Here is a 12,606-nt window from a genome sequence, read left to right on the forward strand (position 1 = left end):
ATTTCCGGGCACAGCTCGGCGATATTGACGAACCCTGCGCGCCGTTCGGGCTGCGGGATAGCCAGGGTAACGGCCAGCACATCGACGAACATCATCTGGTACTGTCAGACACCCTGGGGCAACGGCTGCGAACACTGTCACAACAGCGCGGTATCAGCGTTACCAGCCTGTTCCATCTCGCCTGGGGCCGTGTGGTGCAGGCCACTACCGGGCAGGATAACGTCGTGTTCGGCACGGTGCTGTTTGGTCGTATGGCCGGTGGTGACGGTGCTGACAGGGTGCTGGGCATGTTCCTGAACACCCTGCCGTTGCGCCTGTCGCTGGGTCAGGTCAGTGTTGAACAGGCACTGCGCCAGACGCACGATGGCCTGGCCGGACTGCTGCGTTTTGAACATGCCTCGCTGGCCGATGTCCAGCAATGCAGCGGCGTCGGTACCCAGAGCCCGCTATTCACCAGTCTGCTCAACTACCGCTATAACGGCGGCAGCGAGCAGACGGCGGTACAAACAGAGCTGGATGGCATCGACGTGCTGTGCAGTCAGGAGCGCACCAACTACCCGGTCAACGTATCGGTGAACGATCAGGGCACGGCGGGCTTCAGTCTGGATATTCAGGTTGCAGAGGGTATCGGTGCGGCACGTGTCGGTGAAATGATGCTACTCACCCTGACGACACTGGCTGACGCACTGGCGCAGGCACCAACGCAACCGGTGCATGCCCTGACGGTGCTGCCGGACGCCGAACGCCAGCAGGTACTGTACGGCTTCAATGACATTGAGACCCACTTCCCGGCGGATATCTGCATTCATCAATGGTTCGAGCAGCAGGCCGCCCGGCAGCCGGACGCTGTTGCCGTGGTCTTTGACGGCGAATCACTACGCTATAACGAACTGAACCACCGTGCCAATCAGCTGGCGCACTGGCTGATTGAGCAGGGTGTCAGGCCGGATGACCGGGTAGCGATTGCACTGGAGCGCAGCATCGAGCTGGTGGTGGCGCTGCTGGCAACGCTAAAAGCCGGTGGGGCCTATGTCCCGCTCGATCCGAGCTATCCGGAAGAACGGTTGCACTATATTCTGCGTGACAGTGAGCCAGTCGCGTTGATCACCACCACCACGCTGCGTGCCAGCGTGCCGACTGACAGCCCGGTGATTGAGCTGGATGATCCAGCGCAACCGTGGGCTACCTGCTCTGCTGATAATATCAACCCGGCGGCAGTGGACCTGACGCCGCGTCATCTGGCCTATGTCATCTATACCTCCGGCTCCACCGGGCTGCCGAAAGGCGTGCTGGTGGAACATCACCATGTCGTGCGGCTGTTGCGCGCCTCGCAACCGCTGTTCCAGTTCGGTGCCGGGGATGTCTGGACACTGTTCCACTCCTACGCCTTTGACTTTTCCGTCTGGGAAATCTGGGGGGCGCTGCTCAATGGCGGTCGTCTGGTAGTGGTGCCGTATCTGGTCAGCCGTTCGCCGCAGGCCTTCTATCAGTTGCTTTGTGAGCAAGAAGTCACGGTTCTCAACCAGACGCCGAGCGCGTTCCGGCAGTTGATGGCAGCGCAGGCCGACAACGCCGGGCATCACGCATTGCGTTATGTGATTTTTGGCGGCGAAGCGCTGAATCCATCGAGCCTGGCACCGTGGTATGCACGAGCAGCCAATCACCGCACACAGCTCATCAATATGTACGGCATTACCGAAACCACGGTACATGTCACCTGGCAGCCGTTGCAGCCTGCGGATGTTGCGTCCACCGCCAGCCCGATCGGACGTCGCCTGCCGGATTTACGCACCTACCTGCTGGATGCACAGCAACAGCCGGTGCCAATCGGGGTGATCGGCGAGCTGTATGTCGCCGGGGCCGGTGTCGCGCGCGGTTACCTGAACCGGCCAGAACTGACCGCAGAACGGTTCCTTGACGATCCGTTCGCGGCACAAACCGGTGCACGAATGTACCGCTCTGGCGATCTGGCTCGCTGGAATGCTGACGGCACCCTCGACTATCTGGGCCGTAACGATCATCAGGTCAAAATACGCGGTTTCCGTATCGAGCTGGGTGAGATCGAAGCGGCGGTGCGTAGTCACGCGCAGGTCACGGATACGGTGGTGCTGGCGCGCCCCGGTCAGGATGGTGAGCCGCGTCTGGTGGCCTGGTATGTTGGCGACGCTGACGTGCAGGCGCTACGTGATCACATCGCCGGGCAGTTGCCTGCTTACATGACCCCGGCGGTCTATGTGTCTGTTGACGCCCTGCCGCTGACGGCCAATGGCAAGATTGACCAAAAAGCCCTGCCGGAACCGGATGACAGCGCCTTTATCCACCAGATCTTTGAAGCCCCACGTAGTGCCATGGAGCAGATGCTGGCGGAGCTGTGGCAGACGCTGCTGGGGGTTGAGCGTGTTGGTCGCCAGGATCATTTCTTTGAACTCGGCGGCCATTCATTACTGGCGGTGAAACTGGTGAGTGAAATACACAGGCGTGGACTCACGCTTTCCCTGTCCACCCTGTTTGAATCCCCTCGCCTGTTTGAGCTGGCAGCCGCGCTCGGCACAGCAGAAACACAACGCAAGGCCTGGGTAGCGTTGCGTTCATCCGGGTCGCAACGTCCCTTGTTCGTGGTGCCAGAGGCAACCGGCGAACTGCTTTACGGCCCGCAACTGGCGGCAGCGATTGATGCGGATATTCCGGTGTACGGCCTGCTGGGGCCGGATCGCCATCTGCCGAGCTTCACAACGTTGCAGGGGGCGGCAGCCCGTTATGTCGGCATTATCCGCGAAGTGCAACCGCAGGGGCCGTATCGCCTGCTGGGCTGGTCGCTGGGCGGCACGCTGGCGTATGAAATTGCCGCGCAGTTGATTGGACTGAACCAGTCGGTTGAATTCCTGGGGCTGCTGGATACCTGGGCGTTACCACCAGTCGAATCAGTATCGAATACGGCAGAGACGCTGGAGCAGATGAGTCAGGCGCTGATTCAGGATGTCCTGACACTGCGGGGTGAACCGCTGCCAACCGCGGCGCTGGCAACCTGTCGGCAATGGCAGGATTACCATGCACTGGCCTGTCAGCAGGGCGTCATCCCCTCTGACTGGACGCCGACGTATTTCTGCCGCTGGCTGCAACACCGTCAGGATCTGCTGAATGCCGAGTACCGGCCACAGCCGTTGCCGGTTCAGGTTGACCTGCTGGCTGCCCGTGACAGTCTGGCACGAGCAGAGCCGTACCTGCACTGGGACCACATCTTACCGCCGTCCTCGATCCGGGTGACCCCGGTGCCCGGTGATCATATGAGCCTGTTTACCGAGGCTCATGTCGGCACGGTCGGTCAGCAGATATCCCGGGCGATTCAGGCCCGCAGGCTGCCAGAGCCGACAGCCATGCAGCATACTCAGACGCCGGTGATAACGTTACAGGCAGGCCGACAGGCCGGGCCCGTGCTGGTCTGCATTCCCGGTGCTGGTGATAACGTCATGAGTTTTATGGCGCTGACTGCCGCCATGCCGGATGACTGGCAGGTATGGGGCCTGCAGCCGCAGGGCTTGCTGGAAGGCACCACACCCCACAGTTCGGTCGAGGCTGCCGCCCAGTATTATCTGGCGGCGCTGAAGGCGCAGCCGCTCAATGGGCCACTCCATCTGCTGGGCCATTCGTTCGGTGGCTGGAGTGCACTGGAGCTGGCGCGACGGCTGGAGCAGGAAGGCACGCCGGTGGCATCGCTGACGCTGGTGGACTCCAGAGCGCCTCAGGCAGCGAAAGAGTACCCGGACCTGCAGGTATGCATGCGGCTGATCGCGCTGTTTGAAATGCAAGGTACGGCACTGGCACTGACGGAGCCTGAGCTGGCGACATTGACGCAACCGCAGCGACTGGTGTGCCTGCATCAACGCCTGGTCGAGCGTGGTGTGATGTCGGCCAGTAGCCGGGTACAGGATCTGACGGCTATCTTCCGGGTTTTTGCCGCCAACCTGCGCACCGGATACCAGCCGACGTCGCTGCCGGTGGTCACGCCGTCACTGATTCTGGCCGAGGACGCAGACGTCGGCCGGATGACCGGCTGGCAGACGCTGATCCCAGCCATACCGCTTCAGCGCGGCTCCGGTAACCATGTCCAGTTGCTGAAAATGCCACACGTGACGTTTATTGCCGACTGGGTACAGCGGCAATAAGCCACCGTGCTGTCGTTCATCCCCGCCGGTTGTCACAACCGGCGGTTTTATACTGAATAACAAGGGAAAACAGGAAAAACGGATGTTCAAACTTATCGTTGTCCGTTTCAAATGGCAGGTTCTGCTGGCCACAGTGCTGAGTGCTATCAGCGCGCTGTCTGGTATTGGCATGCTAAAGATCATTACCCTGCAGATCGGTGCCATGACCAGCCAGTCCGCTGCCAGCGTCACACCTTTTGTCTGGTTTTTACTGGCGGTTTCGGCGGTATTGCTGTTCGGCCTGATGTCCCGCTATCTGCTGGCCAGGCTGGGGGCCCGCGTCGTTTATGAATTCAGGGACTCACTCACCCGCCGTCTGCTGTCAACGCCTTATGCCATCATTGAACGCATCGGCGGGCACCGCATTCTGGCCGCGCTGAAAACCGACGCGGCCAAGCTGTCGGAAGGCCTGCTGATCCTGCCGGAGTTCATCTACAGCCTGATCACGGTGGTGCTCTGTCTGAGTTACATGAGTTATCTCTCCGGACGCCTGTTTCTGGTTTCAACGGCGCTTATCATCCTGCTCGGACTGATCGCCAGCGTCTTCCTTCGTTATGGGCTGCACCATTTCAAGCACCTGCGCCACTATGAAGATGCGCTGTTTCAGGGCATGCAGATGATGGTCGACGGCAGTCAGGAGCTGAGCATTAATGCCAGACGGCGTCACTTCATTTATGAACGGGTTCTGAAAACCAATTACCGCGATATCCGCCATCTCAGTGTCCGGGTATCGTTAATCTTTACGATGCTGAACAGTATTGGCTCGACGTTGATTTTTTTTCTGGTTGGTCTGGTGGTATTCGGCTCCAGCCTGTATTTCAAAGACATCCCGACCGACTCGGTCGTCGGCTTCGCGCTGGTGATCCTGTATATGATCGACCCGGTGGAAAACGTCGTCAGTTCATTATCCCATTTCAGCGAATTTACCGTCTCCTACCGTAACGTCGAAGGGCTGCCGCTGGCCCGGGACGAGGCCGACATGGCGCCATCAAGCCACCATTCGCTCTCAGAACGGCTGGCATGGCAGACGCTTAACGTCCGCCAGCTCACCTTTCACTATCAGGCAGATGCCGGGGATCAGTACCGCTTTGGTATCGGCCCGATCGATGCACAGTTCCGGCGCGGAGAAGCAGTCTTTCTGACCGGCGGCAACGGTAGCGGTAAATCGACGTTTGCAAAACTGCTGGTCGGCTTGTACCAGCCGGATCAGGGCCAGATCAGTCTGGATGATGACATCGTGTCTGACACCATCCCGCTTACCGAATACCAGCAGGCATTCTCCACGATTTTCGCGGATTTCTTCCTGTTCGATCACGTTCTGGATGAATGGGGTAACCCCGGTGATGATGCCATGATCCAACGCCATCTGACTGACCTGGAACTGAACAATAAAGTGATCGTCTCCCACGGTCAGCTGTCCTCGACAAACCTCTCCTCCGGGCAGAAAAAACGCCTGGCGCTGATCATGTCCTACTGTGAAAACACACCAATCTGTGTCTTTGACGAATGGGCGGCGGATCAGGACCCCAGATTCCGTCGGCTGTTTTACACCGAGATCATTCCCCGCCTGAAAGCGCAGAATAAACTGGTGATTGTGATCACCCATGATGACCGTTACTTTCATCTGGCCGATCAGTTGCTCCGGTTTGATGACGGTCAACTGGCCACAGGGGCACCCGCATCGGCGAGCGGGACATCGGCTGATTGAGGCGATGGCGGGTATTGCGTGCATTTAGCCGCGCAATACCCATATCGTGATTCGAAACACGAATGACGACGAACAGTCTCTTTCTATTTTCTACATGGGATATATTATAAAATTATCCCTTTACAACAGGCAGCATCGGCAATGGCTTTAATCCCCAAAAACTACGCGCGGCTGGAAAGCGGTTACCGTGAGAAAGCACTAAAAATCTATCCATGGGTGTGTGGACGTTGCTCACGGGAGTTCGTTTATTCAAACCTACGCGAATTAACGGTTCACCATATCGATCACGACCACACCAATAACCCTGAAGATGGCAGCAACTGGGAGTTGTTATGTTTGTATTGCCATGACCACGAACACTCGAAGTACACGGAAGCCGAGCAGTACGGTACAACCGTTGTGGCGGGGGAAGACGCGCAAAAAGATGTTGGCGCAGCCACCTATAATCCCTTTGCCGACCTCAAATCGATGCTTAATAAGAAGAAGTAGTGACAGCAACGTCCGCTTTACACACTGAGGCATTCGACAAACGAACATCACACCGATGAGACAAGCCCGGCAAGGACACAGTAGCCGGGCACCCAATGAGGGGAACAGGGAAAGTTACAGGCCCAGCTCAGATAAACCCGGATGGTCATCCGGACGACGTCCCAGAGGCCAGTGGAACTTGCGCTCACTTTCTTTGATAGGCATGTCATTGATACATGCGTAGCGATGATGCATCAGCCCGTCTTCACCAAATTCCCAGTTTTCGTTGCCGTAAGAACGGAACCAGTTACCGGAGTCATCGCGCCACTCGTAAGCGTACCGGACAGCAATGCGGTCACCGTCGAAGGCCCACAGCTCCTTGATAAGACGGTACTCCAACTCTTTTTTCCACTTGCGTTCGAGGAAACCCCTGGCCTCTTCACGATTATTGGCAAACTCTGCGCGGTTGCGCCATTTGGTGTCCAGAGAGTAAGCGAGCGACACTTTATCGGCATCGCGGGTGTTCCAGCCATCTTCAGCAAGCCTTACTTTTTCAATTGCTGACTCGCGGGTGAACGGCGGCAGTGGTGGACGGATTTGTGAATCGGACATGGTGGTGCCTCCAGGATAATTGGATATTTCAGTGAGTGTTTCATCGTTGGAGCTCAGACCCCTGTTACGGGATCGGTTTCAGTAATAGCTGAGCGACATCTCTTGCATCATCGGCGGCGCTGTAATCGCCCATAACACGCGACATGGTGATAGCGCCTTCAATCAGTATCAGTAGCTGCCGGGCCAGAGGTAACGGCTGCCCTGTATCCAGTTGCCCGGTAAGCTCAAGCACGTAATCCAGTAGTTTCTGTTTGTGCAGCTTGGCTATTTGACGAACCGGATCAGAAGGATCCCCCACTTCGCCTGCCGTGTTGATAAACGCGCATCCGCGATATCCCTCTGACTCGAACCAGCCTTTAAGCACAGTGAACATATTCAGGATGCGCGCCTGCGGCGTATCCGCCTTGTCGCATTCCGTCCTGAACCACTCCATCCAGCGCACATCACGCGCACTCAGCGCCGCGGCAGCCACTTCATCCTTGTTCGTGAAATGGCGATAAATACTTTTCCGGGCCACGCCTGAAGTCTTCACCAGAAGATCCATACCGGTGGCATGAATACCGTTCTGGTAGATGAGCTGTTCAGCGGTCGCGAGAATCTTCTCTCGTGTGTTAGTCATGTTTTTGTTCATAGGATGATGGTAGAACGATCGTTCTCCTCGATCAAGTGTTAGTCGATAATCTTTTTTATCCCCCGGCGGGGGGAATTAACAAAGTGCTTTAAAATCAAAAACAAAACATACATCTGGCAAAAAAATTGTATAACGCTGTAGCGTGTCGGAACGAAAACCCGATATCCGGCGGGTTATTCCGTACGATCTCAGCGTGATGGATGGATGACGCGTTAGGGAGAGGCAGGTTAAAAAAATCCTGTAAAAATCAGGCGGTCTGAATTCTTGAAAACACAGTGAGTTTAACCGGCCCACGGATCCGGATGACGTCAGCCCTTTCCTGAACGGAAGCAAACGACACGGGCTGCCCAGAGCAGCAACCCTGTGGAAGAGATCAGCATCGCTACGAATTCTTCCTGAAACGACGCGACGATTATCCGGCCATCTTTGTGAAAGATGATGCACTTATGATCACGCTCTGGAAAACGCAAACAGAAGCCCCGTTAAATAGTTAACATGTTATGCTTCCTACGATGAGAATACGGTTACTCTCAACACATTCAATCGTTACCACATTGTCATTACACATCCAAAAGACCTCTTTCGTTAAAGGCGTCATATTTCAGAACATCTCCCTTCATGCGTCCCTGCCATTGGGTGATAAACGCTTGGGTGTTGGTCGCGGCAAGATGCGCAGTCAGTGCATCCTGATTTTGCCAACGTTCAGATACGAGCACTCTTGCCATCAGAGGATCCTCTACTGCAACGTCATACGCGAGGTTTCCTTCACGCTTTCGCACGGTTTGAGCAAGTAACTTTATATCAGCCATAAACTGCTGTAAGTAAGAGGGGTCAATCACCACATAACCGGAAATGATGAGCATATTCTTTGCCTTTTCTGTTACTCCCCGACCGTCATACAGGGCTGGTCGGGAAAGTGATTATCAAAAATTTGTCAGCACAATTTTGCCCTGAATACTTCCCATTGCCGCACGCCGATGGGCAGCAGATGCCATGGCTAACGGATAAGTGCTATCAACGACGACCCGGATAATACCGGTTTCCAGAAGATGACCAGCTTCAGATAATTGCGCACCACTGGAACGTACTTGCGTTGATGACACCAAAATATCTTTTTGGGCGGCCTCACTCCTTGCGGAAAAACCCAAAGGATTAACGAGAAATAATGCACCGCCTGGTCTTATACAGCGCAGAAAGCGATCCATATTGGCGCCACCAACTGCATCAAGAACGAGATCAACATTCTTTACGGCTCTCTCGGCCGCTGTTGTGGTGTAGTCGATAAATTCGTCAGCACCCAGGTCGCGTAATAGCGTCTCATTGCGCGAAGACGCCACCGCAATCACCCGCGCACCTTTCCAACGAGCAAGCTGCACGGCAAGGTGTCCCACGCCGCCACCGGCCCCATTAACCAATACGGTCCGACCTGCCAATGGCACCGCTTTATGAGGGAAAGGCTGGAAAGGATTCGGCGCATCATGCCCCGTTTCGACAAGAAACTGCCAGGCCGTGAGGAGTGACATCGGCGCACCCGCGGCTTCAACATGTCCAATTCCCCGAGGTTTCAGCGCCAGCTCTGATGAAGGAACGCTGACATAGTCTGCATAGGCACCACTGCCCGCCATCACCCTCTCAGGAAAGCGCACCATCGAATAGACCTCATCTCCGATGCTGAACGCTGTAACATTTTTACCGACCGCTGCGACAACGCCGGATATGTCAGTACCTAAAATGAGCGGGAAAGCGGGATTTGGCCACCATTCCGGCGGCAATGCCCGATAACCGTCACGCAGATACCAGTCTGGCGGATTAAGGCCGGCCGCCCGCACATGGACAAGAACATCGTCATTTCCCACCCGTGGCATGGATATGTCTTCATAAAGCAGATTATCTGGCCCGCCAAACGCATGTAGCTGTACTGCTTTCATCATTTCAGTCATTACCATCTCGCTCTAAAAGGTACTCAGGTGACAGAGCATACGACCAATATCCGGGATTGATAATGTGGCTGAATTTCGCTTTACTTATGCCATGAAGGAACAAATTGGTTTTGAAAGACTCACGGGTCTCATTGCATTCGCGCGCGCAGGCGCTTTGGGTAGCTATACTGCCGCTGCCCGCTCGCTTTCCGTTTCTCCTTCAGCCATCAGTAAAAGTATTCAACGGCTGGAGAAGCATCTCGGTGTCACCTTATTCACCCGAACAACACGTTCGCTCGTATTGACTGCCGAAGGGCGTGAGCTGCATGAACGAGCTTTGCAGTTATTACGGGATGCCGAGGAGATAGAGCAGATAGCGAAGCGCTCGCGTGCCGAGCCTGCAGGGATGTTGCGCATTGCGGCATCGTTACCGGTGGGCATCCATATGATTGCTCCGGTGCTTGCGGAATTTTGCGCGCGTCATCCAAAAGTGACGATTGATTTACGCTTGAGCGATCGGGTGGTAAGCATCGTTGATGAGAATATTGATATTGCCATTCGGATGGGTGATCTCGCGGACTCCAATCTGCTATCACGTCGTCTTCCGCCGTATCAGATAGGTTGTTATGCCTCGCCTGAGTATTTAGCCCATAGCCCCCTTCCGGCACACCCCAATGACCTCATCGGGCATAAAACGATTAATCTGCGTTACCAAAATACAGGGCAACTTTTTCGCTGGCCGTTCCGCATCGGGGAGCGGGAGGTTGAAATAGTGCCGCCGTCAACAGTGATTGTTGATGCAAGCGAAGCGGTCATCGCAGCAGTTGCAGCCGGAGCCGGAATAGGTATGGCTTCAGATTTTATGGTCGCGGCTCTGGTAAGGGAGAAAAAATTAGTTCCTGTACTCTCAGATTTTGCTGTGGAGCGTCGCAATATTTCAGCGGTCTGGCATGAAAGCCGTCGTTCAAATCCTGCGGTACGTGCCTTTCTGGACCATATGCTTAAATACGCTTAAATTGCCTGCCTTCGGCGATAATAAATACGGCACTGTGAGCGTTACCGTGAGCATGGTCTGCTGGTGTATGAGAACCTGCTGAAGCAGGGTTTTTACACCTGGTATCCATTATTACTGGGGAAGATCATTCTCGGGCAGTTTTTTTATTGGATAAGTAACCAATGGTTTGATTTCTTTAAGGACAAACATGCTCTGCATTTCTTTAATTCCCGGCAAGCGGCGTACAACTGACATGGCGAAATCAGCATAGTAATCCAGATCAGATACCACAACTTGTAGCAAAAAGTCTGCATCTCCACCGATGCTATAGCAAGCAACCACATCTGCCAATGCAGTGACCTCTTCTTCGAATTTTTTTGCCTCCGCTTCACTGTGGCTATCAATCGAGACCCGAATGAAAACCATCACGCCCAGACCGATCTTTTTACGGTCAAGGACAGCACGGTAGCCCTGAATCACCCCATCTTCCTCAAGCTTGCGCACTTTGCGCCAACAAGGAGACGCTGACATGCCTATCTTTTCAGCCAGTACCTGGTTAGTTACACGCGCATCGTCTTGTAACAGCTTGAGGATTTTCATATCTATCGGGCTAAGCGCCATAATGGAAAACTCCTTTCTTTTTTTAAGCACCAGAGGGTAATCTTTACCTAAAAATCACGAACAAGTAAATAATATAGGTAACAATTTTCCATTGAGCTGCTGCATAATATATGTACTTCTTCGATAAATTATTACAAACAGCATAAGGGAACCGCTGAATCATATGTTGATGCATATAGTCATGTTTACATTCAGGAGCCCATGGAGCTGGTCATCCCTGGAAACCATTGATGCCGAAAGAGCAAATAGTGGTTTGCTATCTGTATTAAATGACCTCCCCAGTATTCATTGAAATATTTTCTACATAATTGAGGATAAAAGATGAAATTTGATGCCAGCCAACATCGCTGTACGATTATTATTGATAAAGATCTGCCAACGGGTCTTGCTATGAATGCAGCGAGCGTCATTGGAGTCAGTTTTGGACGTATGATTGAAAACCTTGTTGGTCCTGATATGCAAAGTCTTGACAACGTCAATTATCCTGGTGTTATTTACAGCCCACTTCCTGTTCTGGACTCATTGGCCCAAAAAAGAAAATAACAAAAATGACAGGAAATCTCCCACTCTACAAATAATTTACCGTCAATAATTAAAATGTGGCCTCAATTGCTCACGTCAGAAATTCCCCCGACAGCACGTAAGCTGCAAAAAACCTTATTTAAGCCCGTTGGGCTTGCCGTTCAGGATCTGGTCTTTGCAAGAGCCGTTGTTGCTCACACCCAAATATCTATGGACAACGAGTTTAAATAATCTTCTTTCCCGTATTTAATTTCGACAGGAAAAATCATGTTAGGAACTGCTCAAATCATATCTTATATTGCTGCGCTCGGTTTAGCTGCCGCAATCCCAGGACCAGGAATGACTGCATTAGTCGCCCGTAGCGTAAGTGGTGGTGTAGTAACCGGTTTTACGATGCTGGCCGGATTAATTCTCGGGGATTTGATTTATTTGTCTATTGCGGTATTTGGTCTGGCGGTAATCGCACATACTTATACATCTCTTTTCACACTGATTAACTGGGCCGCTTCACTCTATTTATGTATGCTGGCATGGCAATTCTGGCGCTACCAGCCTCAGGCAATAAACATTGCCAAAAGAGCAACCAAACGAGAATTAGCATCTGCATGGTTTTCAGGGTTGACTATTACACTTGGGAATCCTAAAACCATCGCCTTCTATCTGGCAATACTGCCTCTTGTTATCTCCCTGGATAATGTATCATTACAAATATGGGGAGGAATGTTGGTGCCGATTACCATATTCGTCCTTCTGGCTGTTGGAGCAGCCTTTATTCTCGCCGCACTCAGAATACGACACGTCCTCACCAGTGCAAATGCACAACGGCTCCTTTTTCGGTCGGCGGGATTGATTATGATGCTGGCTGCGTTTGGTATGGTGATCAAGACATTTTAGCGTTCCATTCCCCAGCATCTACTAACAGATTTGGG

10 protein-coding genes and 1 pseudogene (1 of these 11 only partly in view) are annotated in these 12,606 nt (G+C 53.6%); 6 read left to right on the top strand and 5 right to left on the bottom strand.

Features of this window, described 5'->3' with window-relative positions; all coding sequences use genetic code 11:
- The 3 genes from LF929_RS13380 to yajD all read left to right on the top strand — a co-directional run.
- A protein-coding gene (locus tag LF929_RS13380; protein WP_368678944.1) for a non-ribosomal peptide synthase/polyketide synthase crosses the window boundary here: on the top strand, positions 1-4,163 show its final stretch. Its footprint begins 26,515 nt before the window's first position; 4,163 of the gene's 30,678 nt are visible here — the last part of the coding sequence; the start codon falls outside the window, past its left edge; its stop codon occupies positions 4,161-4,163.
- 82 nt (positions 4,164-4,245) lie between these two features.
- The gene (locus LF929_RS13385) at positions 4,246-5,910 is read left to right on the top strand and encodes a cyclic peptide export ABC transporter (RefSeq protein ID WP_210175408.1); all 1,665 of its coding nucleotides are present in this window, start codon (positions 4,246-4,248) and stop codon (positions 5,908-5,910) included.
- Between the two features lie 141 nt (positions 5,911-6,051).
- Positions 6,052-6,399 (top strand): HNH nuclease YajD, encoded by a 348-nt coding sequence (gene yajD / locus LF929_RS13390; protein WP_038903932.1) that lies wholly within the window; start codon positions 6,052-6,054, stop codon positions 6,397-6,399.
- A 114-nt stretch (positions 6,400-6,513) separates the two neighbouring features.
- Here the strand turns inward: yajD and LF929_RS13395 are convergent, their stop codons facing one another.
- From LF929_RS13395 to LF929_RS13410, 4 genes are all read right to left on the bottom strand, one after another.
- Positions 6,514-6,990 (bottom strand): DUF1348 family protein, encoded by a 477-nt coding sequence (locus tag LF929_RS13395; RefSeq protein WP_016943792.1) that lies wholly within the window; start codon positions 6,988-6,990, stop codon positions 6,514-6,516.
- Between the two features lie 64 nt (positions 6,991-7,054).
- The gene (locus tag LF929_RS13400; RefSeq protein WP_226093124.1) at positions 7,055-7,621 is read right to left on the bottom strand and encodes a TetR/AcrR family transcriptional regulator; all 567 of its coding nucleotides are present in this window, start codon (positions 7,619-7,621) and stop codon (positions 7,055-7,057) included.
- A 560-nt stretch (positions 7,622-8,181) separates the two neighbouring features.
- Positions 8,182-8,484, bottom strand: coding sequence for a putative quinol monooxygenase (locus LF929_RS13405; protein ID WP_038907515.1), 303 nt, complete (start codon positions 8,482-8,484; stop codon positions 8,182-8,184).
- A 60-nt stretch (positions 8,485-8,544) separates the two neighbouring features.
- Complete coding sequence (locus LF929_RS13410) at positions 8,545-9,561, bottom strand: NADP-dependent oxidoreductase (RefSeq protein WP_226093123.1); 1,017 nt, start codon at positions 9,559-9,561, stop codon at positions 8,545-8,547.
- A gap of 91 nt (positions 9,562-9,652) precedes the next feature.
- On the opposite strand from LF929_RS13410, the gene LF929_RS13415 reads away from it, so the two are divergent.
- A complete protein-coding gene (locus LF929_RS13415; protein ID WP_226093134.1) occupies positions 9,653-10,555 on the top strand; it encodes a LysR family transcriptional regulator in 903 nt (300 codons plus the stop codon).
- 111 nt (positions 10,556-10,666) lie between these two features.
- Here LF929_RS13415 and LF929_RS13420 read toward each other — a convergent pair whose 3' ends face one another.
- On the bottom strand, positions 10,667-11,155 hold the full coding sequence (locus tag LF929_RS13420; protein ID WP_210175404.1) for an Lrp/AsnC family transcriptional regulator: 489 nt from the start codon (positions 11,153-11,155) through the stop codon (positions 10,667-10,669).
- A gap of 321 nt (positions 11,156-11,476) precedes the next feature.
- On the opposite strand from LF929_RS13420, the pseudogene LF929_RS13425 reads away from it, so the two are divergent.
- A pseudogene (locus tag LF929_RS13425) lies at positions 11,477-11,733 on the top strand (DUF2000 family protein).
- A 211-nt stretch (positions 11,734-11,944) separates the two neighbouring features.
- Entirely contained in the window at positions 11,945-12,571 is a 627-nt protein-coding gene (locus tag LF929_RS13430; protein ID WP_210177069.1) for a LysE family translocator, read from the top strand.
- Positions 12,572-12,606 lie beyond the last annotated feature (35 nt).

Source organism: Dickeya oryzae (assembly GCF_020406815.2).
GTDB classification, from domain to species: domain Bacteria; phylum Pseudomonadota; class Gammaproteobacteria; order Enterobacterales; family Enterobacteriaceae; genus Dickeya; species Dickeya oryzae.